Source organism: Allorhizocola rhizosphaerae (assembly GCF_003426775.1).
GTDB classification, from domain to species: domain Bacteria; phylum Actinomycetota; class Actinomycetes; order Mycobacteriales; family Micromonosporaceae; genus Allorhizocola; species Allorhizocola rhizosphaerae.
Map to the genome: position 1 here is coordinate 1 of NZ_QJUG01000088.1, position 25,618 is coordinate 25,618.

Genomic DNA, 25,618 nt, shown 5'->3' on the forward strand with positions numbered 1-25,618 from the left:
GAGCGCGCCGATCGCCCGGGACGGCTGGGCGACGAGCTTCGCCGCCGCGATCCGCAGCGCCAGCGGCATGCGCCCGCACAGCGCGGCCAGCCGGGCCACCGCGTCGGGCTCGCGCCCGACCCGTTGCGGTCCAAGCATCTTGGCGAACAGGTCGGCCGCCTCGCCCTCGCTCAGCACGTCCAGCACGATCTGGCGCACCTCGACGTGGGTCACGAGCGCGGCGAGGCTGTGCCGGCTGGTGACCAGCAACAGGCACGTCGGCGAGCTCGGGACAAGCGGCAGGACCTGTTCCGTGGTACCGGCGTTGTCCAGCACGATGAGCATTCGCCTGCCCGCGAGCAAAGAACGATACAGCCCGATGCGCTCGTCGGACCCGTTGGGTACCCGGTCTTCCTGCACCCCGAGGCAGCGCAGCAGCACACCCGCGACCTCCGACGGGGTGAGCGCGGCCGAGCGGTCGTGCCCGCGCGCGTCCACGAACAGCTGGCCGTCGGGGAACCGGTGGGCCGCCCGGTGCGCCCATTGGACCGCGAGCGACGTCTTGCCGATCCCGCCGTGCCCACAGATCAGCGCGACCGCGCCGGCCCGACCGGCGTCCAGCTCGTCCAGTTCGCCGGCCCGCCCGGTGAAGTAGCCGGCCGGGGCGGGCAACTGCGCGGGGCGCGGCGATCCCGCCGACACAGCGATCGCCTGCCCTCCGATGAGGCTGCCCGGCGCACGCAGCTGGGCCGTCGTGGCGCCGCGCAGCATCGTGGTGTGCAGGTCGGCCAGCTCGCGGGACGGGTCGACGCCCAGCTCCTCGGACAACGCCTCCCGCAGGCGTTGATAGGCCGCCAGCGCCTCGGCGGGCCGCCCCGCAGCCCCACAGCGCCATCATGTGCAGGCCCACCAGGCGTTCCCGCAGCGGATCCTCGGCCAGGCCGGCGCGGATCGAGCGCACCTCCCGCTCGAACCGGCCCGCGTCGACGGCCGACGGCTCGACGCAGACAGATATCCGGGCTCGCGGGTCTGCAGAACACCGCCGAGCCCACACCTTTCGAGCACCAGGCGCAGGCGTGCCACGTGGCTGTGCAGCGACCGGAGCGCGGTGCGCGGCGGCACCTCGCCCCACAACGCCTCGACCAACCGCCGCGTCGGCACGACCGCACCCGGCTGCAGTGCCAGCGCGGCCACCAGTGCCCGATGCCTGCCGCCGAGCTGCTCGGCCCGCCCGTGCGGCCCGATAACCTCGACGCATCCGAGGATGCAGAACCCGCGATGCGAATTCACCATCCATACGTTAAAGGGCGACCAGGTCGCGACCGTCGCGTGTGGCCGGTTCGCGGCAGCGGGCAACCTTCGGGCTACCCGCTGATGACGCGCTGCAGCAGGCTCTGTTGCAGATCGGTGAGCGGCCGCTCGGGCGTGGAGACCCGTCGCTCCCAGCGCCCGTCGGAGTTCAGGTCGAACGCCTCGTGCTGGTCGGACATCGATTCGGACAGCAGGTAGTCGAGTTCTGCCCGCGCCACCGGATCGGTGACCTGGATCAGCGCCTCCACCCGGGCGTCGAGATTGCGGTGCATCGGATCGGCCGACCCGATCCAGAACTCGGCGTCGCCGTCGTTGCCGAACCGGAACACCCGCGAGTGTTCCAGGAACCGTCCGAGTATCGAGCGGACACGGATGTTTTCCGACAGCCCCGGGACGCCCGGCTTGAGCGTGCACATGCCGCGGATGATGAGGTCCACCTTCACACCCGCCTGCGACGCCCGGTAGAGCGCGTCGACCACCCGCTCGTCCACCAGCGAGTTGGCCTTGATCTGGATGAGCGCGGGCACGTCGTTGCGGGCGTGCTCGATCTCGCGGTCGATGCGTTCGAGGATCCCGCTGCGAATCCCGTGCGGCGCGACGAGCAGCCTGCGATACGCGGTCTGGCGGCTGTACCCCGTAAGCGTATTGAAAAGATCGGTCAGGTCCGCCCCCACCTGTGGGTCGGCGGTCAGCAATCCCAAATCCTCATACAGCCGCGCCGTCTTCGGATGGTAGTTGCCCGTCCCGATGTGGCAGTAGCGCCGGATCTGGCCCGACTCCTCGCGCACCACCAACGCCGTCTTGCAATGCGTCTTGAGCCCGACCAGTCCATAGACGACATGGCAGCCCGCGCGCTCCAGCTTGCGCGCCCACCCGATGTTGGCCTCCTCGTCGAAGCGCGCCTTCACCTCCACGAGCACCACCACCTGCTTGCCCGCCTCGGCCGCGGTGATGAGCGCGTCGACGACCGGGGAGTCGCCGGATGTGCGATACAGCGTTTGTTTGATGGCGAGAACCAGCGGGTCGGCGGCCGCCTGCTCGATGAACCTCTGCACGCTCGTGGAAAAAGAATGATATGGATGGTGTACCAGAATGTCGCCGTCGCGCAGGATGTTGAACACGCTGCGCGTCTTCTCACCGTCTAACAGGCGCGGATGCGTTGCCGGCACGAAGGTCGGGTCCTTGAGCTCGGGCCGGTCCACCTCGTGGATCTGAAAAAGCCGGGACAGATCAAGCAGTCCGGGCACCCGCAGCACGTCGTGCTGGTCCACGTCGAGCTCCTCCACGAGCGTTTCGAGCACGTGGTCGGAAATGCTCGCGGCGACCTCCAGCCGCACGGGCGGGCCGAACCGGCGCCTGGCCAGCTCCCGCTCCATCGCCTCGATCAGGTCTTCGTCGCGCTCCTCGTCGATCTCGAGGTCGGCGTTGCGCGTGACCCGGAACAGGTGGTGCTCGACCACCTGCATGCCGGAGAACAGGTGGTGCAGCTGATTGGCGATGACCTCCTCGATGGGCAGGAAGCGCACGTTCTTGCCCTCCGCGCCCACGGTCACGAAGCGGGGCACGTTGTTGGGCACCTTCACCCGGGCGAACAGCTCCTGCCCCGTCTCGGGATCGCGCACGACGGCCGCCAGGTTGAGCGAGAGCCCGGAGATATAGGGGAATGGGTGCGCCGGGTCGACCGCGAGCGGGGTGAGCACCGGAAAGATGCGGTCGTGGAAATAGGCGCGCATCCGCTCGTGCTCGCTCCTGTCCAATTCGGACCAGCTCAGGATCTTGATGCCCGACGCGTCCAGCTGCGGCCGGATCACCTCCGCGAACAGCGCGGCGTGCCGGGCCACCAGCGCAGCCGCCCGCTCGGCGACGAGCTCCAGCTGTGCCCTGGGCGGCAACTGATCCGCGCCCCGGGCCGGAAGCCCGGTCTGCAGGCGCCGGTGCAGGCCGGCCACCCGTACCATGAAAAACTCGTCGAGGTTTTGGGCGAAAATGGCGAGGAACTTCATCCGTTCCAGCAGCGGCACCCGCTCGTCCTCCGCCAATGCCAGCACACGCGCGTTGAAGTCGAGCCAGGACAGTTCGCGATTGAAGTAGCGGTCGTCGGTCAACGGGACGGGCTCCTTGCGACGCCGGGCGGGCCTGCGGGGTGCTGTGCTCACCTGCTCATTCTGACCTGATGAAGGTTAACGGGAGGAAAACTTGACCACGACGCCCGCAACGCCGCGACCTTGCCCGCGCCGCGACCTTGCCCGCGCCGCGACCGTCACAGCGTCGGGATCGTGATCATTTCTACCGTGCCGTCGGGCGCCTGCTCCACCCGCACCCGCTGGCCCAGGCGCAGCAGCCGCAACCCCGACAGCGCGAAGGCCTCCGCCCCGAACACCAGCTTGGAGCCATCGTCGAGCAGCAGCTCCCCGCTGTGGCTCTCGGGATCGAACACCGACACGGTCCCCTGCATGCCCATCAGCCTAACGGCCACTCGAACGGATTGAGAACCGTCACGCCGGAGTCTGCGACGTCTTTGCCGTTGCCGGTTGACCAACGTCCAACCGTTGACCTTCGCCGTCGCGGCGATGTGCTGTCGGCTATCGGCAGCGTTGCTTGAGATGCATGCGTCCCCATTCGCGGGCGGCCTCCGCGGTGAAAGGCGCTATGCGATCCGCGTAGGCGGCGATGATGCCAAGCAACAACCGTTCGAGCTTGGCCGCGCGAACCGGATCGCGCGGCCGCAGGCGCTCGATGCCGTGCTGTATTTCCCCTATGGAAAGCGGACTGAGGTAGAGATTCGCCGTGGCATGCGCCTCATACCACACCGCCAACCGCGCCGTCTAGACTCTAGACAGGTTCCACCCCAGTCGCAACGCCTCATCCAAGTCGGCCGGGGTGTCCACGTCGCGGCGCAGCGTGGGCCAGTCGCCGTCGAGCCGCCGCGCGCCCGAGCGTTCGTGCGCCAGCGCCGAACCGGGCCCAAACTGTGGGCGCAGCGGGCCGCGCGCCGACGCGAGCAGCACGGTGCCCGTGCCCTCCGCGTCCGGCACGAATCCGCGCTCATCGATCAGACGCAGTGCCTCGGTCAGTTCGTCGGGCCGCAGGGCCGGAAGATCCGCGGGCATCGCGGCGACCGGCCCGCTCACCAGGAGCGCGGCCTCCTGCAGGGCCGCGTTGAGGTCGCCGTGGCGATCGGGCATGTGTTCGACGCCCGCGAGCGCGTCGCTGCCGACCACCACGATCCGCCCGACCGCCTCGCTCGCTGATGCCGCCGCGACCGTCGCGCGCGCAAGCGCGAGGACCAGCTCCTGGTGGCTTAGCGAAGGCGTGGCCCCGCGCAGCCGGCTCTTTGCGGCATCGAGAGGTTTCAGCGGTACGAGGATGGTCCAGCCCTGTGACACGCGCTTGACTGTATCGTCATCGCGTGACCCTGCTTGATCGCTTGGAACGCTTCTACGACGCTGTACCCCGCGAGCGAGCCCGGGTGGAGGAGTTCGGCGGCCTGACCCTGTTCGTGCGCGACGGCCCTGGCTACCCGTACTACGCACGCCCCCGCCTGGGCGGCCCCGACCCGACGCCCGCCGATGTGGCCGCGGTCCGGGCCCGCCAACGCGAACTCGGCGTCCCCGAGGCGTTCGAGTGGGTGCACGACCTCACCCCCGACCTCCTGCCCATCGCCCGCGCCCAGGGCCTGGACGTGCTCGAAGCCCCGCTGCTCGTGCTCGGCGAAGGGCTCGGCGAGCTGCGCCCGACCGCCAAGCGCGCCCGCATCCTGGACCCGGCCGACCCCACCTACGCCGGTGACCTTGCCGTCTGTCGGGCCATCTCCCACCTCGGGTTCGGCGCGCCGGGCACGGCCGTGGGCAAGGCGGGCCCGGAGGCTCTGGTGATTTCGCCGATCCCGGACGAGGAGGTGTCCCGGGCGATCGTCACGGCGATCGCCGAGTCCACTGTGGAGGGTCCGCTGGCGACGGGCCAATACCAGCGTGTCGGTGAGGTCGCCGAGATCGTGGGCGTGGCAACGGTACCGTCCGCTCGCAGAAAAGGCCTCGGAGCCGCTGTCACGGCCACGCTGGCCGCACATGCGTTAGATCATGGCGTAACGGTGGTATTCCTATCCGCGGGCAGCGATGACGTTGCCCGCGTCTACGAGGGCGTCGGGTTCAAGCGAGTGGGGACGGCCTGCATAGCCACCGGCAGCGCAGAGGTGTAACAAGGTCAGATCGCATGGCATGATGGCCGCTAACACATGGAGGGCAGGTCTGGTGGCGCGGCGCAAGCTTGGGTTCTGGGGGCGGTTCGCCGTCGCCGTGGTCAAGCCGGCCACGACCGTGTTCACCAAGCCCGACTGGCGGGGCTGGGAGCACATTCCCAAGACCGGCCCGGTGATCATCGTGGTCAACCACATGTCGCACGCGGACCCGTTCGTCATCGCCCGCTACGTCTACGAATCGGGCCGCTGGCCGCAGTTCCTGGCCAAGGAGAGCCTGTTCCGCCTGCCGGTCGCGGGCAGGATCCTGCACTGGTGCCGCCAGATTCCCGTGCACCGCGGCACCATCGACGCCAGCAAGGCGCTCGACTCGGCGGTCGCGGCCGTCCACGGCGACGGCACGGTGGTCATCTATCCCGAGGGCACCACGTCCAAGGAGCCCGATCTGTGGCCGATGCGGGGCAAGACCGGCGCGGCCCGCCTCGCCCTGCTGACCGGCGCTCCCGTGATCCCGGTGGCGATGTGGGGTCCCGAGCGGATTTTCGATCCCCGCACCAAGAGGCTTCGGCTGCGCCCCGGCACTCCGGTCTGGGTGTGGGCCGGGCCCGAGGTCGATCTGTCCGGGTGGGCGGGTGCCGAGCCGACGACGACCGTGCTCAACGAGATGACCGAGGCCATCATGCTGCGCATCCGCGATCTGCTGGGCGAGATCCGGGGCGACACGCCACCACCGCTATGGGCACCCGCGTTCCGGAAGGAGTCGAGCCAATGAAGACGGCCGTTCTGGGGGCGGGGTCGTGGGGGACCGCCTTCGCCAAAATCCTCGGCGACGCCGGAAACGACGTCGTGCTGTGGGCGCGCCGCCCGGAGATAGCCGACGGCGTCAATCGTGATGGAAGAAACCCCGATTATTTATCCGGTACCCCTTTGGGCCTGCACGTGTCGGCAACCTCCGACCCGGTCGCGGCCCTGGCGGGTGCGGAGATCGTGGTGCTCGCCGTGCCGTCGCAGACGCTGCGGGCCAATCTCGCGCAGTGGCGCCCATATCTCGCGCCAAACTCGACCCTCACGTCGCTCATGAAGGGCATCGAGCTCGGCACGACCATGCGCATGAGCGAGGTCATCTGCGAGACGGCGGGCGTGCCGGCCGACCGCGTAGCGGTGGTGAGCGGGCCCAACCTGGCCGCCGAGATCGCCGCCGGGCAGCCGGCCGCAACGGTCGTCGCCTGCACCGACGTGGAGCGCGCGACCCGCGTGCAAAACGCCATCACCACACCATATTTCCGGCCATATACCAACGCCGATGTGATCGGGTGTGAGCTGGGCGGGGCGGTCAAAAACGTCATCGCGCTCGCGTTCGGCATCGCCCATGCGATGGGCCTGGGCGACAACACGAAGGCCACGCTCATCACCCGCGGGCTGGCCGAGACGGCCCGGCTGGGGCAGGCCCTCGGCGCCGACCCGCTGACCTTCGCCGGCCTCGCGGGGCTGGGCGACCTCGTGGGCACGTGCATGTCTCCGCTGTCGCGCAACCGCACCTTCGGCGAGGCTCTGGGGCGCGGCGCGACCCTGGAGGAGGCGCAGCGCACCACCAGATACACCGCCGAAGGCGTCAAGAGCTGTTTGGCGATCCGGGATCTGGCGCGGGCGCACGGCGTCGACATGCCCATCACCGAACAGGTCGAGCGCATCTGCCACGAGGGTGTCGACCCGCTCCTGGCGGTCAAGACGCTCATGTCGCGGGCCACCAAGTCCGAGTGATGCCCATGAATGTCGGCGACAGTACCCGTTGTGTCCACAGTGGACTGCCCTTGGCGAAGCCCGGCGATCCGATCGTTCCAGGTCCCCTGCTCTCGACGGCCTATCACCTCAGGCCCGAAGGGGTCGAGCCGGGCGACGACGGATACGGCCGCCCCGACAACCCGACCCGGCGCCTGCTGGAGGCCGCGATCGGTGAGCTGGAGGGCGGGCCGAGCCTCGTCTTCGCCAGCGGGCAGGCGGCCATCACGGCGCTGCTGATGACCACCCTCAAGCCGGGAGACACGGTCGTCATCCCCTCGGACGGTTACTACCAGGTCCGCCTGTTCGCCTCCACGACACTGGCCGGCATGGGCATCAACGTGATCGAGGCTCCCACGGCCGGCCCCTATCCGCCCTTCGCGGGCGTCCGCCTGGTCCTCCTGGAGTCGCCGTCCAACCCAGGACTTGATCTGGTCGACATCGGCACAGTGGCCACCATGGCCCATGCCGAGGGAGCCCTTGTCGCCGTGGACAACACGGCCGCGACCCCGCTCGGCCAACGCCCGCTGGTCCTCGGCGCAGACGTGGTTGTCGCGTCGGGCACGAAGGCGCTTGCGGGCCACACCGACGTGCTGCTCGGCTACGTCGCGGCACGTGAACAGTCCCTTGTGGACGGGATGCAGCGCTGGCGCAACCTGTCCGGTGCTATCCCCAGCCCGTTCGACTGCTGGCTGGTGCGCCGTTCGCTGGGCACGCTCGCACTGCGCCTGCGCCAGCAGTCGGCCAACGCGGCCGCACTGGTCCCCGTGCTGCGGAGCCACTCGCTGGTCGAGGCGGTCTATCATCCCAGCGATTCACCCTTCGCTTCGCAACTCAACATCCTCCCCGGGCTCGTGTCGTTCGAGCTGCCGTCGGCGACCCACGTGGCCGCGTTTCTCAAGGCGGCCCAACTGATCGCGGCCGCGACGAGCTTCGGTGGCCTGCACACCACGGCCGATCGCCGCCACCAGTGGGGCGACTCCGTACCACCCGGCTTCGTCCGCCTCTCCTGCGGCATCGAAGACACAGCCGACCTGGTCGACGACACTCTCGCCGCCCTAGACTCCGCCACCACCCTCTCCCGCTGACCCACCCCTTCCGTTGATCATGAACTTACGTCCATGTTCGGCGGTTGGTCGCCGGTGGTGGTGCGGTTTCGGCTGAGGGCGGCCCGCGGTCATGGTCACCGTGATGGCACAGTGCCGGCCGAGGCGCTCCGCGGTCATGGTCACCGTGGCGACGCGGTCTGGGCTGAGGCGGTCCGCGGCAGTGTTCTCCGTGGTGACGCAATCTCGGCCGAGCGGCCGGCGTTCATGGTCACCGATGGTTGACCATGAAGTTTCGGAAGCGGCACACCGTCGAACATGGACATAAGTTCATGATCAACGGGAGAGGGGAGATCGGGATTGTTGACATCGTGGGAACGCTCCCGCAATAATCTGCATCTAGCGATGGAAGCGCTCCCAAGCGAGCGCGGGCTTGGCGCAGTGGTGCGTAGAAGGTAAGTTCGCGCACCACTGCTGCCCCGAACAGGAGTGGTCGCCAATGCGCCGGATCTTGGTCCTGTGTTGCGCTTTACTAGTGGTGATTGGACCGGCGCCCGCGCGGGCGGACGCGCCGGAGCAGATAGTCAACGGCACCTTCGACAACGGGCACGCACCCTGGTGGGGCACCGGCAACATCACGCTCGACTCGAGCACCCAGAAGCTTTGCGCCGACATCCCCGGCGGCACGGTCAACCCGTGGGATGTGATCATCGGGCAGGACAACATCAAGCTCGTCGCCGGCGAGTCGTATGAGTTCTCGTTCGAGGCGCCCAACACGGTGATCGGCAAGGCCATCATCCAGCTGCCCATGGACCCGTGGACGCAATACGTGCTGATCAACATGCCGTCCGAGTCGCGTGCGGCCTTCACCTCGCCCGTGGACCTGGAGAACGCGCAGCTCGTCTTCCAGATCGGCGGGGCGTCCGCGCCGTGGCGCTTCTGCATCGACAACGTTTCGCTCAAGGGTGGGGCCGAGCCTCCCGTCTATGTCCCCGACACCGGACCCCGTGTGCGGGTGAACCAGGTCGGGTACCAGATGAAGGGCATCAAAAACGCGACGCTGGTGACGGAATCCGAGACGGCGCTGCCATGGCAGCTGCTCGGGCCGGGCGGCGCGGTTGTCGAAAGTGGACAGACCACACCGAAGGGCGTCGATGAGACGTCCGGGCAGAATGTGCACACGATCGCCTTCCGGCACGCGGTAGCGGGCACCTATCAACTCGCAGCGGACGGCCAGACCAGCCACGCGTTCACCATCGGCGACGACTTCTACGGGCGGATGCGGGACGACGCGCTGAAGTTCTACTACACGCAGCGCTCCGGCGTCGAGATCCGCGACGAACTGCGGCCCGGTTATGGGCGTCCCGCAGGGCACATCGGCACCGCGCCCAACATGGGTGACACGCAGGTGCCGTGCCAGCCCGGCGTCTGCGACTACACCCTCGACGTGCGCGGCGGCTGGTATGACGCGGGCGACCACGGCAAATACGTGGTCAACGGTGGAATCTCGGTGCACCAGCTGATGTCGGCGTTCGAGCGCAACCGGTTCGGGTTCAGCGACGGGCAACTGTCCATCCCGGAGAGTGGCAACGGGGTGCCGGACATCCTGGATGAGTCGCGCTGGCAGATGGAATTTCTTTTGAGCATGCAGGTACCGGCCGGCAAGCCGCTGGCCGGGATGGCCCATCACAAGATTCACGACGAAAACTGGACCGGTTTGCCACTCCTGCCGCACCTCGACCCCATGCGGCGCGAGCTGCACCCGCCATCGACGGCGGCCACGCTGAATCTGGCGGCCACGGCGGCGCAGTGCGCACGGCTGTTCGCCCCATACGACAAGGCGTTCGCGAGCCGGTGCCTGAGCGTGGCCGAAACCGCTTGGGCGGCAGCCGTTGCCAACCCGGCGCGGTACGCGAGTCCGGACGACGGCATCGGCGGCGGACCTTACGACGACAACGATGTGACCGACGAGTTCTACTGGGCGGCAGCAGAGTTGTACATCACGACAGGCGCGGCCAAGTATCGGTCCGCCGTGCTCGCGTCGCCGCACCACACCGGCGACATCTTCCGGCCGAACGGATTCGACTGGAAGTGGGTCGCGCCGCTGGGCAGGCTGCAGCTGGCGAGCGTGCCCAACGGGTTGGATGTCGACAAGGCCCCGATCGTCGAGGCGGCGTCGCGTTATCTGGCGGTGCAGCAGGCGCATCCCTACCATCTGACCTACACGGCAAATGGCGGGCAGTTCGACTGGGGCTCCAACAACCTGGTGCTGAACAATTTGGTGGTGTTGGCGGCGGCGTCCGACCTCACGCACGACCCCAAGTTCGCTGAGGGCGTCCGGCGCGGGATGGACTACATCTTGGGCCGCAACGCTTTGAACAAGTCGTATGTCACGGGCTACGGTGAATCGTTCTCCAAGAACCAGCACAGCCGTTGGTATGCCAAGCAGTTGAACCCGGAGCTGCCCAACCCGCCGAACGGGACCCTGGCCGGTGGCCCGAACTCGTCCATTCAGGACTCTGTGGCTCAGCAGAAGCTGACCGGCTGCATTGGACAGTTCTGCTACATCGACGACATCGAGTCGTGGTCGACGAACGAGCTCACCATCAACTGGAACGCGCCGTTGGCGTGGGTGACGTCGTTCCTCGCTTCGCACAGGGAGGTCGGCGACTGCCGGATCACCTATCGGAAGCACGCACAGTGGCGCGACGGTTTCCTGGCCCAGGTGACCATCCAGAACACGGGCTCGACGCCGATCGATGGCTGGCAGCTTCGCTGGTCGTTCCTGAGCGGACAGACAGCGGGTTTGCAGGAGTGGGGCGCTTCGCTCGACCAATCCGGCGCGATGGTCACGGCGTCGAACGAGCGCTGGAATGCGCGCATAGGCCCGGGCAGCAGCGTGACGTTCGGCTTCCTGGGCGATCCGTTCACCGGCCCCAACCCCAGCCCGGCCTCGTTCACGTTGAACGGCACACCATGTAGGAGTTAAAAACCCTGCCTCCGGCGGGCCTCGGGGTTTCGGGAGGGTTTTCCTCCCGTCTCCCCGACGTCGCGGGCAAGGCCAAGTTAGTTGGATCCCGGCCCGGGTCAAGGTCGTTCTGCGCAAGCGGAGCTCCACCTTGACCCGGGCCGGGATCCACTTCCCGGTGGGGGCGCCGACGGTTGGACGGGAGGAAACAGGAAAGCAGTGTGGTGAAAACCTCCGGAGCCCCCGAGGTTCAAGGGGTTTCTGGCAACGACTTTATGTGCCGGTGGACTATCCACAGTGGAATGATGCCGAGCACTCCGAACGAGCAGTCGATGAGCTGCCACCAGAACGGGATGCCGCGGATCGGTCCGGCGATCAGTGCGAGCGGGATTATGGCGACGCAGCAGAGCATCGCCCACTGGACCACCCAGATGTTGCGCTTGGGGTCGCGCAGGGGGCCGATGAATGCGAGCCCGATGACCAGGTGTGCGAACGCCAGCCAGTCCGTGCCGTAGAAGAGCAGCGGATCGGCGGACTCCAGCGCGGCCTGCACCCGCCCCAGCCAATCGGCGAGGAATCCGGGCAAGGGCAGGCGGTTAAGCAGCCGGACCTCCGTGAGCAACGGGAAGGCGGTCACTCCGCTGAGCACCAACCCGGCCACGAACAACACGAGCCATACACGGATCCTTACCAGGCGTTGTTGAGGGGACATGACCGGCACCGTAGCGTTACCAGGGGCGCGATAGGGGGTATGGTCGTGTGCCGTGGGTGAAAAGATCCGGGTGGCCGTCGTCTTCGGCGGGCGAAGCTCAGAACACGCGATCTCCTGTGTCAGCGCGGGCTCGATTTTGGGCGCGCTTGACCCGGACGAGTTCGAGGTGATCCCGGTGGGCATCACCCGCGAGGGCAGGTGGGTGCTCACGTCCGGCGATCCTTCGCAGCTGGCGATCGAGGGTCAGAAGCTGCCCGAGATCACGGCGGCCTCGGGCGAGCTGGTGGCGTTGAACCAGCGGGAGCTGATCGTGCTCGACCCGGCGCACGGGAGCTCAGCACTGGCGAGTGTCGACGTCGTGTTCCCGGCCCTGCACGGGGCCTACGGCGAAGATGGCACGATCCAAGGCCTGCTCGAAATGTCCGGCATCCCGTATGTGGGCGCCAACGTGTTCGCGTCCGCTGCGGCCATGGACAAGGAGTTCACGAAGAAGCTTGCCGCCGCCGAGGGGATCCCGACCGGGGCCTACGTGGTGTTGCGCGCCGGGCAGGAGCTTGGCGAGGCGGACAGGCAACGGCTCGGGCTTCCGGTGTTCGTCAAGCCTTCCCGCGCCGGGTCGTCGCACGGCATCAGCAAGGTGCACGACTGGTCCGAGCTGGATGCGGCCGTGGCCACCGCGCGGGCAATCGACCCGAAGGTGCTGGTCGAGGCGGCCATCGTGGGTCGCGAGGTGGAGTGCGGTGTGCTGGAGGGCGAGGCCGGGGGCGCGCCCGAGGCAAGCCTGCTGGCCGAGGTCAGGGTGGTCGGCGGCGAGCATGAGTTCTACGACTTCGAAGCCAAATACCTGGGCGAGGACTGCCAGTACGACATCCCGGCCGACCTGCCGCCACACGTCACAGCGCGCGTGCAGGAGCTGGCCACGCGCACGTTCACCGCGGTCGACTGTGCCGGGCTGGCCCGGGTGGACTTCTTCGTCACACCCGACAACGAGGTACTGCTCAACGAGATCAACACGATGCCCGGGTTCACGCCGCTGTCGATGTTTCCGCGCATGTGGGCCGCGAGCGGGCTGGACTATTCCAAGCTGGTGTCACGCCTCGTGCGGACGGCGCTGCGGCGCGGTACCGGATTGCATTAAAGGTCTTTGCAGCCGGTCGGGACGGGGCCGTCGGTGCTCAGCACGGTCGAGGCCACCGGGTTGGAAAGCAGTGCCACCCATGGGAACGCCGGCTGGTAGGAGTCCGGCACGGCCACGGTGATCGGCACCTCGCGGTCGACGGTGGTCCAGCGGGTGCTGGTCGGGTCGGCGTGCCAGCAGACGCCGTTGATGTCGAACACCTTGTCGGTGAGCGCCACCTCCGGCTTGGGTGTGCCGCACGCCACGGTGATGGCCGGGTCGCCGTAGGCGGCGTTTTGCTCGGGGCCGGCGGTCACCGGGCGCTGCTTGAGGTCGCGGATCTCGTCGGGCAGCTGGGACAGCAACGCTCGGCACACCAGGGTCTGGCGCTCGTCGAGGGCGGGGGCGTCCATGGTGACCGGCGCGCTCGATTGGACGCGCGGCTGCTCGACGGGTGCCGCACGCGGCTTGAGCAGCTGGAACATCACGAAGCCGGCCAGCAGCGCGAGCGGAATCGCGATCAGGGTCGCGATCCGCCGAGCAGAACGGGCCGCCTGATCGTTGTTCATAGGTGAATAATCGGGCACGTCAGGGTGCGGGTGATGTTCGGGATCATCTGTATCTGCGACAGCACCAGTTTGCCCAGGTCGTCGACGCTGCGCGCCTCCACCATGGCGACCACGTCGTAGGGTCCGGTCACCGCGTCAACCCGCGTCACGCCCTCGACGCCGCGGATGGCGTCGGCGACGTCGACAGACTGACCGACCGCAGTCTGAATCAAGATATAGGCGTGAACCACGCCCAAGAAAATACCTCAGGTCGGCTGGAGGAAGTTTTGAGTGTCGCGCAAGCGGGCGAATTCGGCCTGATCTCGCGGGTGGTGGCGCGTCTTGGCCAGCCGGGGCCGGCCGTGCTGTTGGGCCCTGGAGATGACGCGGCGCTGGTCGCGGCGCCCGACGGGTTGATCATCGCGTCGACGGATGTGCTCGTGGAAGGACGGCATTTCCGGCGTGACTGGGCCGATGCCGCCGATATCGGGCGGCGGGCGGCCGCGGCGAACCTGGCCGACATCGCGGCCATGGGCGGGACCGGCACGGCGCTGCTGGTGGGTTTGTGCGCGCCCGGCGACCTGGAGGCGGTGTGGGCCGAGGGGCTGGCCGAGGGGCTCGCGGTGGAGGCGGCGCTGGTGGGGGCCAGCGTGGTGGGCGGTGACATGACGAGCAGCCCGACGCTGACCATCGCGGTGACGGCGTTCGGCGATCTGCGTGGGGTGGCCCCGGTGCTCCGTGGCGGGGCGCGAGCGGGTGATGTGGTCGCGCTCGCGGGCCGCGTCGGGTTCGCGGCGGCCGGTTACACCGTGCTTTCGCGGGGCTTCCGGACACCCAAGCTGCTGGTCGACGCGTACCGGCGGCCCGAGGTGCCCTATGCGCTGGGCCCAGCCGCGGCGCGCGCGGGGGCGACATCGATGATCGACGTCTCCGACGGGCTGCTGTCCGATCTTGGTCACGTGGCGGCTGCCAGCGGCGTGGGCATTGATGTGCTTCCAAATAATTTTGAGGTACCGGATCAGATGCGCGATGCCGCGACCGCCCTCGGGGTCGACATCTACCAATGGCTGCTCACCGGCGGCGACGACCACGCGCTGGCCGCGACTTTCCCGCCCGGTTCGCCGTTGCCCGAGGGATTCCGGGCGATCGGCGAGGTGCGGGAGGGCGCGGGCGTGACCGTGGCAGGCAAGCGATGGATCGGTCCGACCGGTTGGGACCACTTCAAAAGCTGACGGTAGGGTCGCCTCCGTGCAGATCGAGATCAGACCCACCCGTTACGGCTCGGCGACCGCGCAGAAGCTCATCGCGCACTTGATGGAGGACCTGAAGGAGCGCTACGGCGAGGCCGACGGCACGCCCGTGCAGCCCGCTGAGTTCGATCCTCCGGACGGTGGCTTTTTCGTCGTGCATGTCGACGGCAAGCCCGTCGGTTGTGGCGCATGGCGCAGCTGGGGCGGGTCTGAGCAGGTGGCTGAGGTCAAGCGGGTCTTCGTCGCCCCGGATGGGCGCCGGCTCGGCCTCGCTCGGCGGATCATGGAGACCATCGAGGCGGACGCTCGCAAGCACGGACGCAATCGGATCATCCTGGAGACCGGCACGGGTCAGCCGGAGGCCATCGCCATGTACGAGGCGCTGGGCTATGAGCGCATCGAGCCGTTCGGCCACTACAAGAACGAGCCGGGCGTCCGCTGCTTCGGCAAGAACATCTAGCGAGCGGCGTTGATCGTTGGCACGTCTGATGCGGTGGCAAGCGCTTTCCCGACATCACACGTGACAACGATCAAGCTTTTGCCCCAGGCGTGACAACGATCGAGGTGCGCAAAAGGCGCCCTCCCCAGCGGGGCGGGCGCCTTTCAAATCCGAGTGCTCGGCTAAGGCAACGTGGGGCTCGGCCCCAGCCGCCGCCCAACCGGTAACAGCCTCACGGGGGTTACCACAGCTAGGCGCGAGCGATCTTGCCAGCCTTGAGGCACGAGGTGCAGACGTTGACCTTCTTGGTGGTGCCACCGCCCGCGGCCGTGCGCACGGTCTGGATGTTGGGGTTCCAGCGGCGGCGGGTGGCCTTGCGCGACCACGGCCGGTTGTTGCCGAAGCTCGGCTTCTTGTCACAGATGTCGCAAACGGCGGCCACTGGAGTCTCCTGAACAGTTAAATACCTACAACACAGCCCCGCCAGGGTACCCGACCCATCCGTCATCTGCCCAATCGGGTCCACTTCGATAATCTGGTGCGGTGTTGGAGGCCCTCGACACCTATGCGGTACGGCGCTGGTGCGCGCTGGCCGTCGCCGCGCTGCGCCGCCACGAGCAGGAGATCAACGAGCTCAACGTGTATCCCGTGCCCGACGGCGACACGGGCACCAATCTGCTGCTCACCATGTGCTCGGCGCAGGACGCGATCGCGGGGCTGCCCGACGATGAGACGCGCGGCACGCTGACCGCGCTCGCCCGCGGGGCCCTGCTCGGGGCCCGCGGCAACTCGGGTGTGATCACGGCGCAGTGGCTGGCGGGCCTGGCCAACGGCGTCGACGGTCCCGATCCACTGCGGGAGGCGGCGCTCGCGGCTTATCAGGCCGTGGCGCATCCGGTCGAGGGGACGATCCTGACCGTGGCGCGGGCGGCCAATGGTGCCAACCTCAAGGAGGCGGCCGACGCGGCGGCGAAGGCGCTGGCCCGCACGCCCGAGCAGCTGCCCGTGCTGGCGCAGGCGGGCGTGGTCGACGCGGGTGGGCGCGGGCTGGTCGTGATTTTGGACGCGCTCGTGGAGGCGCTGACCGGGGAGTCAATCGAGCACGACATAGGGCACGTCGAGGTCAGGCACCACGAGACCCCCGTGCTCAACTATCGCGGGCCGGCCTATGAGGTGCAGTTCCTCATCGACGCCGACAAAGACGCGGTCTCGGTGCTGCGCGGCGCGCTCGACAAGCTCGGCGACTCGCTGGTCGTGGTCGGGGGCAGCCGCGAAAGTGCGGCATCGGAGACCTCGGGCCTGCGGCCCGCCACACGCGATACCGCACCATCGCCGACTTGGCGGGTCCACGTGCACGTCGATGACGCGGGCAAGGCGATCGAGGCGGCCCTTGTGGCCGGAAGGCCGTACCAAATCCAGATAACGCATCTGACGAGCTCGAAGGCGGAGGGTGGCCCGCGCCGCCCCGACCCGACAGCCCGCGCCGTCGTGGTGACGGCCAACGGCGACGGCATCGGCCGGCTGTTCACGAGCGAGGGCGCGGTCGCGCTGAAGGCCAACCCGTCCACGGCCGAGATCCTGGATGCGATCCTCGCCACGGGCGCGGGCCGGGTCGCCGTGCTGCCCACCGACTCCAACCTGCGGGCGGTCGCGCAGACCGCAGCCGACGAGGCGTTCGGCGAGGGCGTGAAGGTGCGCGTGATCCCGACCCGCTCGCCCGTGCAGGCGCTGGCCGCGCTGGCCGTGCGCGACCCGGAGCGCCGGTTCGAAGACGACGTCATCGCGATGGCCGAGGCCGCGGCGGCATGCCGGTCGGCGGAGGTCACCCATGCGAGCCGCGAGGCGATCACGGTCGCCGGGACGTGCAAACCGGGCGACGTCATCGCGCTCGTCGAGGGCGAGGTCAACCTCATCGGGCAGGACCTGCTCCAGGTGTGCGTCGAGCTGCTCGACCGCATGCTCGCGACCGGACGCAACGAGCTGGTGACCCTGCTGACCGGGGCGGGCGCGCCCGACGACCTGGCCGAGCGGCTCACCGAACACCTGGCCCGGCAGTGGCCGCTGGTGGAGGTGCACGCCTACGACGGCGGCCAACAGCACTACCCGTTGCTCGTGGGAGTGGAATGACGGCCACTTTGGACACCGGGCTCGACAAGCTGGTGGGGGCGAAGACGGCCAAGGCACTCGCGGTCAACCTCGACCTGTATACGGCCGGAGACCTGCTCTACCACGTGCCGCGCCGATACGACCAGCGCGGGGAGCACACCGACATCCGCTCGCTGGAGGTGGGCGAGCAGGCGACCGTCATGGCCCAGGTGATCAGCGCGCATTCGAGGCGCTTCCGGCAGCGAAGCGGTACCCTCCTGGAAGTCGTGGTGGGGGACGGCAAGGGCGGAAGGCTCACCCTCACCTTCTTCAATCAGGCTTGGCGGGAAAGGGATTTGCGGCCCGGCCGCTGGGGTCTGTTCGCCGGCAAGGTGACCGAGTTTCGCGGGCAGCGGCAGCTCAACACGCCCGAATACATCCTGTTGGATGGCGATGAGACCGATCCCGAGCAGGAGCTGGAGGCGTTCGCGGGCGCGCTGATCCCGGTCTATCCGAGCGCGGCCAAGATGCCGACCTGGGTGATCGCCCGGTGCGTGCGCATCGTGCTGGAAACCGTTGAGCCACGGCCGGATCCGATGCCCTCGCGGATCCGTGTCCAGCGCAAGCTGGTCGATCTGCCGACCGCGCTGCGCGAGATCCACCGGCCTTCAAGCAGGGAGATGCTCGCGCTGGCAAGGCGCAGGCTGGCGTGGGACGAGGCGTTCGCGATCCAGCTCACGCTGATCAAGCGCAAGCGGGAGGCGGCGGCGTGGCCGGCCCGGCCTCGTCCGCGCGTCAAGGATGGCCTGCTCGACGCATTCGATGCCGTGCTGCCGTTCACGCTCACGGAGGGGCAGCGCGTGGTCGGGGAGGAGATATCCGCCGATCTGGCCAGCCCGCACCCGATGCACCGGCTGCTGCAGGGCGAAGTGGGAGCCGGCAAGACACTCGTGGCTTTGCGGGCGATGCTTCAGGTGGTCGACAACGGCGGGCAGGCGGCACTGCTCGCGCCGACCGAAGTGCTTGCGGCGCAACACTTCCGTGGCATCGTGAAGCTGCTTCCGTTGGAGGAGCAGCATCGGGTGGTGCTGCTCACCGGGTCGCTGGGCGCGGCGGGCAAGCGAAAGGCGTTGTCCTCGCTGAGCAGTGGCGAGTCGTCGATCGTCGTGGGCACGCACGCCCTGCTGTATGAGGGCGTCGACTTCGCCGATCTCGGGCTGGTCGTGGTGGACGAGCAGCACCGGTTCGGTGTGGAGCAGCGGGACGCCTTGCGCGCCAAGGCCGAACAGCCGCCACACGTGCTCGTCATGACGGCCACGCCGATCCCGCGCACGGTGGCGATGACGGTGTATGGCGACCTGGAGGTGTCCACGCTGGCGCAGCTGCCCAGCGGGCGTTCCCCCATCGCGACGCACGTGGTGCCGGCGGTCGAGAAGCCCGCCTTCCTGGACCGCGCGTGGCAGCGCGTCGTCGAGGAGGTCAGAAAAGGACACCAGGCCTACATCGTGTGCCCGCGCATCGGCGGAGATCCCGCGTCCGAAGACGCCTCTCCTTCCGATCCTTCCGACGACGAGGAACGCCGGCCACCCCTTGCCGTGCTTGAGGTCGCGCCGCTGCTCCAAAGTGGACCGCTGGCCGGGCTGCGCCTGGCCATCCTGCACGGCCGCCTGCCCGCCGACGAGAAGGACGCGGTCATGCGCGCCTTCGCCGCCGGTCAGATCGACGTGCTCGTCGCCACCACCGTGATTGAGGTGGGTGTCGATGTGCCCAACGCCACCGTCATGCTCATCCTCGATGCGGAACGCTTCGGCATGTCCCAGCTCCACCAGCTGAGGGGGCGAGTCGGCCGCGGTTCGGCCGCCGGGCTGTGTCTGCTTGTGACAGAAGCATTTGAGGGTACGCCGTCGCGCGAGCGCCTGGACGCGGTGGCCTCCACTGTGGACGGTTTCACGCTGGCCGAGCTGGATTTGGAGCAGCGCCGGGAGGGCGATGTGCTCGGGGCCGCGCAGTCGGGCACGCGGTCGCACGTGCGCCTGCTGTCGTTGCTGCGCGATCGCGATGTCATCGGTGAGGCGCGGGCGGAGGCCGAGGAGCTCCTCGACCGCGACCCACAGCTGGACGCCCACCCGCTGCTCGCCGACACGATGGCTCGCCTGATCAGCGAGGACCGCGCGGAGTACCTCCAAAAAGGTTAGTTCGCCAAGCACGTCAGCAACAGGCTCGGTGTCGGCTGGGCTCGCGCCGGGTACCGCCAAAGAGGCTGAAGAGGACGGATGGCCAGCACCCACGGATTCAACAAGGTGATATTCCGGCATTTGCGGCCAAAGCTGAAGGCCATGGGGCCTGGACTCGACGATGGGCCGCAAGATACGGATGACGAAAGGGTGGGCCCGAGCGGGCCCACCCTTCACATTGGGATGACTTCGAAACGCCGACTACATCGACGCCATGCGGCGCAGGCGGACCTGGCGCCGGCGAGCCATGAAGAACACCAGCACACCAAGCGCGGCCAGACCCGTGCCCGAGGCCACGTAGGCCCCCGTGCTCGCGCCGGTCTGCGGGAGCCCGCCACAGTCGGCCGGCTTCTCGTACTTGACCTTGAAGATGTCGGCCCAGCCGGCGAACTTGATCGTCGCCTCGGTCTCCGAGCTCGGGGTGAGCTCGACGGTCTCGGTCTTGCCCGGCGCGACGGTGACCTTCTTGACCTGTGTGCCGTAGGTGACCGTGGCCTCGGTGGACTGGCCTTCCTCCGGGTTGCTTAGCTGGATCGTGAACTTGTCACAGGTCGATTCCCCCAGCGGCGTGGGCTTGGGGCACTCGGACGGCCGGGCCCACGGCGGGCTCTTGGCAATCTCGTCTTTGCCCGCGGACACGACGATCGCCACCTTCGCGTTCTCGGCGGGCACCACGACGTCGGCCTCACCCTTGGCCGCGACGTTGACCGTCTTGGTCCAGTTGTCGCCGCCCTTCACGGTGAAGTCGACGGCCTTGCTCGTCGGGTTGATCAGGTGCACCTTCACCGTGCCGTCACAGTTGTTCAGGAAGGTGGCCGAGGGGATCGGCTTCGGCTCGCACGAGGTCACGTCGAACATCGCGTTGGCCCGCGCCGTGTGGGTGATGTCCTTGCCGTTGGGGTGCTTGGCAGGGGTCTTGCCGTCCGCCTCGAACCACTGGGCGGCCACAGTGAGGCTCGCCGAGGCGGTGGGGACGATCTGGCGCCCGACGATCGAGGTTTTCGGCGGGATAAAGGTGCCAACGCCGAACGATGTCGTCGGTGCGACAGGCTGGATATCGGTGCTGACGCTCTTGGTGATGTTAGTGATCTTGGCGATGCGGCCGCCCCAGCTGTCCGGGTGCGTGACCTTCCAAATGACCTCGAATTGGCCGTCGGCCTGACACACGCCCTTCCCCACCAGATCGTTGTGGTGGGCTTGGGCCGGGCTCGCGAGAGCGATGGCGCCGAAGGCGCCGACGAGTGCGCTGCCTGCGAGCGCAAGAAGTCGTTTTGTGGGCCGGTTCAAAGCGTTCTCCCCAGTAGAAATGCAGTTGTTCAAAAGGGTGAAATCAGGCGACGCCTGACCCTATAAACCCGAACGAACCTTGGAAATCGGGCGGCATGGCCGATGCGAAATCGTTATCAAGTACCGTCGCAGAGTGACGAGAATCGTGTCCGGGCGCTACGGAGGGCGACGGCTGATCACTGCTGTAGGGCAGGCGACGCGACCGACATCGGATCGCGTCCGAGAAGCGCTTTTCTCCACTTTGGACAGCCAGATGGATCTTGTCGATGCCCGGGTATTGGATCTTTTCGCCGGTAGCGGGGCGCTCGCGCTCGAAGCGCTGTCCCGTGGCGCGACCCACGCGCTGCTGGTCGAGCATGACCAGCGGGCCGTGAAGGCCATCCGCGCCAACATCGCTGCCCTCGGCGCCGAGGGCGCCAAAATTGTCACCGGCCGCGTTGCGGCCGTGCTGGGCGCGGGCAACCCGGGCCGGCCCTACGACCTGGTCTTCGCCGACCCGCCGTACGCATTGACCGATTCCGAGCTGGTGGGCGTGCTCGGCGCGCTCGTCGCCGGCGGCTGGCTGGCCCCTGACGCCGTCATCGTGCTCGAGCGCTCCAGCCGCTCGCCCGAGCCGACCTGGGTGGAAGGGGTCACTGGCGAGCGCGGCCGTCGATACGGCGAGACCACGCTTTGGTACGGTCGGGCCGACTCTCACCCGAAGGGCTAGGCGCAATGAGCGAGGGCTCGTCCCGTCCCGGAGCGCAGCGGAGGAACGTTATGAGGCGAGCGGTCTGTCCCGGGTCATTCGACCCGGTCACCCGAGGGCACCTGGACATCATCGGCCGTTCGGCGCAGCTGTTCGACGAGGTGATCGTCGCGCTGCTGATCAACCAGGCGAAGCAGGGCCTGTTCACCGTCGACGAGCGGTTGGACATGCTGCGCGAGGTGACCAAGGAGCACAAGAACGTGCGGATCGAGTCGTTCCAGGGGCTGCTCGTCGACTTCTGCCGCGATCAGAACGCCCAGGTCGTGGTCAAGGGCCTGCGCGCGGTCAGCGACTTCGACTACGAGCTGCAGATGGCCCAGATGAACATCGGGCTGTCCGGCGTCGAGACGCTGTTCATGCCGACCAACCCGATCTATTCGTTCATCGCGTCCAGCCTGGTCAAAGAGGTCGCCAAGTGGGGCGGTGACGTGTCGACGTACGTGCCGGAGTACGTGGAGCGTCGACTCGCGGAACGGTTGCGTGCCGCGCGCCAGAACTGACGGCGGCGAGGCATGATGTATAGCGGTGTCGACCCGTAATCAGACGGGATCGCCGCGGTGTCTGGACTGAGCGATCTTGAAAGTGCGTTCTTCGCTTTCAAGATCGTGAGGGAGGACGTCGCATAAGGCGATCACGTCGCGTGTTGCTTTGCACGCGCAATTCAACAAGGAGTGACCGGTGGATCCGCTCGACCGTATTGACGACCTCATCGCTCTCATTGAGGCCGCTCGCAATGTGCCTATGTCGCGCAACTGCATGGTCGATCGGGCAGAGGTGATCGGCATGCTCGATCAGCTCCGCGCCGAGCTTCCCGGCGAGCTGCGCAGGGCCGGCGCGCTGCTTGAGGAGCGCGACAAGATCCTTGACGCGGGCCGGCGCGAGGCGGAGCGGATCATCGCCGAGGGCGAGCAGGAACACGCCCGGCTGGTCTCTGTGAACGAGATCACTGTGTCGGCCGAGCACGAAGGCGCGCGTATCATCGGCGAGGCCCGGGCCGAAGCGCAGCGCCTGCGCGACGAGGTGGACGAATACGTCGACACGGCACTGGCCAACTTCGAACAGTTCCTGACGCGTGCGCTAGCGTCGATCGAGCGGGGCCGCGACAAGATGCACGCCCTGCGCGAAATCGGCTCGTTCGTGCCCGAGCAGGACGAGCGCCCGCTACCGTTCTAATCCAGACCACCCGATTCGACGAAGCAACGCCAATTCAGGTAATCTTCTTCGTCGGCCAATTCCCGGCCGGAGTTTCGTCATGCCGCAACGATCTGTGAAACACCTCGACCCGCGTGCGCCGCTGGTGCTCGATACCCGAGACCTGCCGCGCCGTCCCGGGGCGATGCGCACCCTTTCACGGGTTGTTCCGGCTCCGGCGGACCTCGGCGTGGAAATGATCGGCGTGCCGGAGGGCGCCGACCTGCGGCTCGAGCTTCGGCTGGAGTCCGTGTCGGAGGGCGTGCTCGTCACCGGGACCATTTCCGGTCCGCTGGAGGGCGAGTGCGGCCGGTGTCTGGCCGCGATCAACGAGGATCTGGCCGTACCGGTCCAGGAGCTGTTTGCTTATGAAAACAGCACCACGGATGAGACCACCGACGATGACGAGGTCGGGCGGATGCAGGGCGATCTGATCGACCTGGAGCCGACGCTTCGTGACGCGGTGGTGCTGGCACTACCGGTCAATCCGCTGTGCCGGCAGGACTGCCCAGGGTTGTGCCCCGAGTGCGGGGTGCGCTGGGACGAGCTGCCGAGTGGGCATTCCCACGAGCAGATCGACCCGCGTTGGGCGGCGTTGGGCAGGCTGAAAGAGCACACCGAGGAGTAGAGACATGGCAGTCCCGAAGCGCAAGATGTCGCGCAGCAACACCCGTCACCGTCGTGCGCAGTGGAAGGTCTCCGCGGTGCAGACGCAGCCGTGCCCGCAGTGCAAGTCGCCGAAGCTGCCCCACGCCGCGTGCGGCGTTTGCGGCACCTACAACGGCCGCCAAATCCTCGCAGTCTGACTCCTTGATCGTGGCGCGAGACCGCGCATTTCCCACCCCTCATCGGTAGTGAGGGGTGGTTGCGATGGCTAAGAGCGAGGACCTGACCGGCGCGTTGGGCGTGTCCATCGAGCCTGAGTTGCTCGAGCGGGCCCTGACGCACCGGTCCTACGCGTACGAAAATGGTGGCCTGCCGACCAACGAGCGCCTCGAGTTCCTCGGTGACGCGGTGCTCGGTCTGGTGATCACCGCTGCGCTGTATGAAAACCACCCGGACCTGCCCGAGGGCGGGCTCGCGCGGCTGCGGGCCAGCCTGGTCAACGCCCGCGCGCTGGCCGGTGTGGCCCGGTCGCTCGGCAACGAGGGCGTCGGCCCGCACCTGCTGCTGGGCCGGGGCGAGGAGCTGACCGGCGGGCGGGACAAGGATTCCATCCTCGCCGACACCTTCGAGGCACTGCTGGGTGCGGTCTATCTGCAGCACGGCATCGAGGTGGTGACCGAGGTCATCCGCAAGCTGTTCGATCCGTTGATGGCCGAGGCGGCGCGCCGTGGTGCCGGCCTGGACTGGAAGACCAGCCTCCAGGAGCTGACCGCGGCCAACGGCTGGGGCGTGCCCGACTACGCCATCACCGAGACCGGGCCCGATCACGCCAAGACGTTCACCGCCTGGGCCGTGATCGGCAACGAGCGCTTCGGCGGATCCGCCGGGCGGTCCAAGAAGGAGGCGGAGCAGCGCGCGGCCGAGGAGGCGTGGCGCGCCCTGTCCGCGCGAGTCGTCGATATAGAGCACCCTGAAGCGTCGGAGTAGGCGTTGAGGTCGTCGCTTTGGGGGCGCGCCGGCGGTTGGAACGGTGTGCTCCTGGCGGGGATCATCGTGGCGCTGCTGCGGGCTGCCCAGCTGCTGGTGATTCACTGGATGAAGCCGTCGGCCCTGCCGGGTGCGCTCCTGGCGTGGGACGGCGGCTGGTTCATCAACGTGGCCACCGAGGGCTATCCGGACGGATACACCTATGACACCAGCGGCGTGCGGGTCGGCAATGGCTTCGCGTTCTTCCCCCTGTGGCCCGGGGTCATCAAAACCATTTCCCTTTTAGGGGTACCAAAAGAAGGCTCTTCTTTATTCGCCGCCTTCATCCTCGGGATCGCGGCGGGAATCGGCGTCTACCTGCTGGGCACGGCAATCTGGTCCAGGGGTGTCGGCTATGCGCTGGCGGTGGTGGTGTGCGGGCAGCCGATGTCGGTCGTGCTGCTCATGGGCTACACGGAGTCGCTGTTTCTGACCCTCGTGACGGTCACGCTGATCGCGGCGCATCAGCGGGTGTGGTGGGTGGCCGGCGTGGCGGGGATCGCGGGGGCATTGACTCGCCCGACCGGGATGGCGCTCGCTTTGGCGCTCGCGCTCGCGGTGGTGCTGTCATGGAGAGAATCGACCGCGCGGCAACGGGTTTGGGCATCGACGGCGGCGGGTGCGTCGCTGATGGCCGGGCCGCTGTTTCTGGCGTGGGTGGGCTGGCGGGTCGGGGAGTGGGACGCCTGGTTCAAGGTGCAGACGGCCGGCTGGGGCTCGACTTTCGACTTCGGGCAGAGTGTTGTCGAGTTCGTGGCCGGCACGCTGCGGTCGGGCACGGCCATGGTCGAGGCGGTCACGGTCTGGTTCCTGCTGGGCGCGGTGGTTTTCAGCCTCGTCGCGGTGTGGCAGCGGATCTGGCCCCCGCTGGCCGCGTTCGGGTTGTTGGCGTTGGGCCTCGTCGTGGGTCAGGCTGGATACTGGCACTCCAAGCCGCGGCTGCTCATCCCGGTGCTGCTGCTGGCGGGTGTGCCGGTGGCGCAGGCGCTGGCCCGCGCGCCCAGGACAACCGCCGTGGCAGCCCTGGCGGTATGGTCCGCATTCGGGCTGTGGTTCGGCGCCCACATGATCACAGTCTGGCCGTTCACGATCTAGGA

26 protein-coding genes and 1 pseudogene are annotated in these 25,618 nt (G+C 68.0%); 17 read left to right on the plus strand and 10 right to left on the minus strand.

All coding sequences use genetic code 11. The features are described 5' to 3' along the window. The 5 genes and pseudogenes from DM816_RS19970 to cofC form a co-directional block, all read right to left on the minus strand. Positions 1-1,272: pseudogene (locus tag DM816_RS19970) on the minus strand (AfsR/SARP family transcriptional regulator); the annotation flags it as partial. A 71-nt stretch (positions 1,273-1,343) separates the two neighbouring features. Then, the gene (locus tag DM816_RS19975; protein ID WP_117211845.1) at positions 1,344-3,446 is read right to left on the minus strand and encodes an RNA degradosome polyphosphate kinase; all 2,103 of its coding nucleotides are present in this window, start codon (positions 3,444-3,446) and stop codon (positions 1,344-1,346) included. 104 nt (positions 3,447-3,550) lie between these two features. Continuing rightward, complete coding sequence (locus DM816_RS19980; RefSeq protein ID WP_170318848.1) at positions 3,551-3,745, minus strand: cold-shock protein; 195 nt, start codon at positions 3,743-3,745, stop codon at positions 3,551-3,553. 127 nt (positions 3,746-3,872) lie between these two features. Then, entirely contained in the window at positions 3,873-4,106 is a 234-nt protein-coding gene (locus tag DM816_RS19985) for a PIN domain-containing protein (protein WP_117211846.1), read from the minus strand. Positions 4,107-4,115: 9 nt separating this feature from the next. Next, positions 4,116-4,676, minus strand: coding sequence for a 2-phospho-L-lactate guanylyltransferase (cofC, locus tag DM816_RS19990; protein ID WP_117211847.1), 561 nt, complete (start codon positions 4,674-4,676; stop codon positions 4,116-4,118). A 23-nt stretch (positions 4,677-4,699) separates the two neighbouring features. Here cofC and DM816_RS19995 point away from each other — a divergent pair, with 23 nt between their 5' ends. The 5 genes from DM816_RS19995 to DM816_RS20020 all read left to right on the plus strand — a co-directional run bounded on the left by DM816_RS19995 (position 4,700) and on the right by DM816_RS20020 (position 11,299). Further along, positions 4,700-5,488, plus strand: coding sequence for a GNAT family N-acetyltransferase (locus tag DM816_RS19995; RefSeq protein ID WP_117211848.1), 789 nt, complete (start codon positions 4,700-4,702; stop codon positions 5,486-5,488). Positions 5,489-5,540: 52 nt separating this feature from the next. Beyond that, on the plus strand, positions 5,541-6,257 hold the full coding sequence (locus tag DM816_RS20000; RefSeq protein WP_117211849.1) for a lysophospholipid acyltransferase family protein: 717 nt from the start codon (positions 5,541-5,543) through the stop codon (positions 6,255-6,257). Continuing rightward, complete coding sequence (locus tag DM816_RS20005; RefSeq protein WP_117211850.1) at positions 6,254-7,246, plus strand: NAD(P)H-dependent glycerol-3-phosphate dehydrogenase; 993 nt, start codon at positions 6,254-6,256, stop codon at positions 7,244-7,246. The genes DM816_RS20000 and DM816_RS20005 overlap by 4 nt, the downstream gene beginning before the upstream one ends. Then, on the plus strand, positions 7,246-8,352 hold the full coding sequence (locus tag DM816_RS20010; RefSeq protein ID WP_117211851.1) for a cystathionine gamma-lyase: 1,107 nt from the start codon (positions 7,246-7,248) through the stop codon (positions 8,350-8,352). Before DM816_RS20005 ends, DM816_RS20010 begins: the two co-directional genes overlap by 1 nt. 457 nt (positions 8,353-8,809) lie before the next feature. Further along, positions 8,810-11,299, plus strand: a complete 2,490-nt coding sequence (locus DM816_RS20020) for a glycoside hydrolase family 9 protein (RefSeq protein WP_117211853.1) — start codon at positions 8,810-8,812, stop codon at positions 11,297-11,299. 229 nt (positions 11,300-11,528) lie between these two features. Here DM816_RS20020 and DM816_RS20025 read toward each other — a convergent pair whose 3' ends face one another. Then, positions 11,529-11,990: a hypothetical protein gene (locus DM816_RS20025; RefSeq protein ID WP_117211875.1), complete on the minus strand. Its 462-nt coding sequence runs from the start codon at positions 11,988-11,990 to the stop codon at positions 11,529-11,531. Between the two features lie 52 nt (positions 11,991-12,042). Between DM816_RS20025 and DM816_RS20030 the strand changes: the two genes are divergently transcribed. Further along, a complete protein-coding gene (locus tag DM816_RS20030; RefSeq protein WP_170318849.1) occupies positions 12,043-13,128 on the plus strand; it encodes a D-alanine--D-alanine ligase family protein in 1,086 nt (361 codons plus the stop codon). Here the strand turns inward: DM816_RS20030 and DM816_RS20035 are convergent. Further along, positions 13,125-13,676 carry a DUF3515 domain-containing protein gene (locus DM816_RS20035; protein WP_117211854.1) on the minus strand — a complete coding sequence of 184 codons (552 nt, stop codon included), beginning with the start codon at positions 13,674-13,676 and terminating at the stop codon, positions 13,125-13,127. The genes DM816_RS20030 and DM816_RS20035 overlap by 4 nt on opposite strands. Beyond that, complete coding sequence (locus DM816_RS20040; RefSeq protein ID WP_117211855.1) at positions 13,673-13,906, minus strand: Lrp/AsnC family transcriptional regulator; 234 nt, start codon at positions 13,904-13,906, stop codon at positions 13,673-13,675. Before DM816_RS20040 ends, DM816_RS20035 begins: the two co-directional genes overlap by 4 nt. A 36-nt stretch (positions 13,907-13,942) precedes the next feature. On the opposite strand from DM816_RS20040, the gene DM816_RS20045 reads away from it, so the two are divergent. Continuing rightward, the gene (locus DM816_RS20045; RefSeq protein WP_117211856.1) at positions 13,943-14,887 is read left to right on the plus strand and encodes a thiamine-phosphate kinase; all 945 of its coding nucleotides are present in this window, start codon (positions 13,943-13,945) and stop codon (positions 14,885-14,887) included. Between the two features lie 16 nt (positions 14,888-14,903). Beyond that, the gene (locus DM816_RS20050; protein ID WP_246002063.1) at positions 14,904-15,365 is read left to right on the plus strand and encodes a GNAT family N-acetyltransferase; all 462 of its coding nucleotides are present in this window, start codon (positions 14,904-14,906) and stop codon (positions 15,363-15,365) included. A gap of 229 nt (positions 15,366-15,594) precedes the next feature. Here DM816_RS20050 and rpmB read toward each other — a convergent pair whose 3' ends face one another. Next, positions 15,595-15,786 carry a 50S ribosomal protein L28 gene (gene rpmB / locus DM816_RS20055; protein WP_117211857.1) on the minus strand — a complete coding sequence of 64 codons (192 nt, stop codon included), beginning with the start codon at positions 15,784-15,786 and terminating at the stop codon, positions 15,595-15,597. A gap of 101 nt (positions 15,787-15,887) precedes the next feature. Here rpmB and DM816_RS20060 point away from each other — a divergent pair, with 101 nt between their 5' ends. Then, on the plus strand, positions 15,888-17,471 hold the full coding sequence (locus DM816_RS20060) for a DAK2 domain-containing protein (RefSeq protein ID WP_117211858.1): 1,584 nt from the start codon (positions 15,888-15,890) through the stop codon (positions 17,469-17,471). Then, positions 17,468-19,624 carry an ATP-dependent DNA helicase RecG gene (recG, locus tag DM816_RS20065; protein WP_117211859.1) on the plus strand — a complete coding sequence of 719 codons (2,157 nt, stop codon included), beginning with the start codon at positions 17,468-17,470 and terminating at the stop codon, positions 19,622-19,624. The genes DM816_RS20060 and recG overlap by 4 nt, the downstream gene beginning before the upstream one ends. Before the next feature lie 240 nt (positions 19,625-19,864). On the opposite strand, the gene DM816_RS20070 is transcribed toward recG, so the two are convergent. Continuing rightward, the gene (locus tag DM816_RS20070) at positions 19,865-20,950 is read right to left on the minus strand and encodes an LPXTG cell wall anchor domain-containing protein (RefSeq protein WP_117211860.1); all 1,086 of its coding nucleotides are present in this window, start codon (positions 20,948-20,950) and stop codon (positions 19,865-19,867) included. A 133-nt stretch (positions 20,951-21,083) separates the two neighbouring features. Between DM816_RS20070 and rsmD the strand changes: the two genes are divergently transcribed. The 7 genes from rsmD (at position 21,084) to DM816_RS20105 (ending at position 25,616) form a co-directional block, all read left to right on the plus strand. Then, a complete protein-coding gene (rsmD, locus tag DM816_RS20075) occupies positions 21,084-21,659 on the plus strand; it encodes a 16S rRNA (guanine(966)-N(2))-methyltransferase RsmD (protein WP_117211861.1) in 576 nt (191 codons plus the stop codon). A gap of 50 nt (positions 21,660-21,709) precedes the next feature. Then, positions 21,710-22,198, plus strand: coding sequence for a pantetheine-phosphate adenylyltransferase (coaD, locus tag DM816_RS20080; protein WP_117211862.1), 489 nt, complete (start codon positions 21,710-21,712; stop codon positions 22,196-22,198). A gap of 178 nt (positions 22,199-22,376) precedes the next feature. Further along, positions 22,377-22,871, plus strand: a complete 495-nt coding sequence (locus DM816_RS20085; protein WP_117211863.1) for a hypothetical protein — start codon at positions 22,377-22,379, stop codon at positions 22,869-22,871. Between the two features lie 79 nt (positions 22,872-22,950). Then, positions 22,951-23,517 carry a YceD family protein gene (locus DM816_RS20090; RefSeq protein ID WP_117211864.1) on the plus strand — a complete coding sequence of 189 codons (567 nt, stop codon included), beginning with the start codon at positions 22,951-22,953 and terminating at the stop codon, positions 23,515-23,517. Positions 23,518-23,521: 4 nt separating this feature from the next. Next, the gene (gene rpmF / locus DM816_RS20095; RefSeq protein ID WP_117211865.1) at positions 23,522-23,695 is read left to right on the plus strand and encodes a 50S ribosomal protein L32; all 174 of its coding nucleotides are present in this window, start codon (positions 23,522-23,524) and stop codon (positions 23,693-23,695) included. A gap of 64 nt (positions 23,696-23,759) precedes the next feature. Beyond that, on the plus strand, positions 23,760-24,482 hold the full coding sequence (gene rnc / locus DM816_RS20100; RefSeq protein WP_117211866.1) for a ribonuclease III: 723 nt from the start codon (positions 23,760-23,762) through the stop codon (positions 24,480-24,482). 3 nt (positions 24,483-24,485) lie between these two features. Next, positions 24,486-25,616: a hypothetical protein gene (locus tag DM816_RS20105; RefSeq protein ID WP_162907644.1), complete on the plus strand. Its 1,131-nt coding sequence runs from the start codon at positions 24,486-24,488 to the stop codon at positions 25,614-25,616. Positions 25,617-25,618 lie beyond the last annotated feature (2 nt).

What these genes read in the sequence shown, in the direction of transcription:
- DM816_RS19980 (WP_170318848.1), bottom strand. Translation starts at nt 3,745, where the DNA reads ATGCAGGGGACCGTGTCGGTGTTCGATCCCGAGAGCCACAGCGGGGAG.
- DM816_RS20005 (WP_117211850.1), top strand. Translation starts at nt 6,254, where the DNA reads ATGAAGACGGCCGTTCTGGGGGCGGGGTCGTGGGGGACCGCCTTCGCC.
- DM816_RS20010 (WP_117211851.1), top strand. Translation starts at nt 7,246, where the DNA reads ATGCCCATGAATGTCGGCGACAGTACCCGTTGTGTCCACAGTGGACTG.
- DM816_RS20020 (WP_117211853.1), top strand. Translation starts at nt 8,810, where the DNA reads ATGCGCCGGATCTTGGTCCTGTGTTGCGCTTTACTAGTGGTGATTGGA.
- DM816_RS20025 (WP_117211875.1), bottom strand. Translation starts at nt 11,990, where the DNA reads ATGTCCCCTCAACAACGCCTGGTAAGGATCCGTGTATGGCTCGTGTTG.
- DM816_RS20035 (WP_117211854.1), bottom strand. Translation starts at nt 13,676, where the DNA reads ATGAACAACGATCAGGCGGCCCGTTCTGCTCGGCGGATCGCGACCCTG.
- recG (WP_117211859.1), top strand. Translation starts at nt 17,468, where the DNA reads ATGACGGCCACTTTGGACACCGGGCTCGACAAGCTGGTGGGGGCGAAG.
- coaD (WP_117211862.1), top strand. Translation starts at nt 21,710, where the DNA reads ATGAGGCGAGCGGTCTGTCCCGGGTCATTCGACCCGGTCACCCGAGGG.
- DM816_RS20090 (WP_117211864.1), top strand. Translation starts at nt 22,951, where the DNA reads ATGCCGCAACGATCTGTGAAACACCTCGACCCGCGTGCGCCGCTGGTG.
- rpmF (WP_117211865.1), top strand. Translation starts at nt 23,522, where the DNA reads ATGGCAGTCCCGAAGCGCAAGATGTCGCGCAGCAACACCCGTCACCGT.
- rnc (WP_117211866.1), top strand. Translation starts at nt 23,760, where the DNA reads ATGGCTAAGAGCGAGGACCTGACCGGCGCGTTGGGCGTGTCCATCGAG.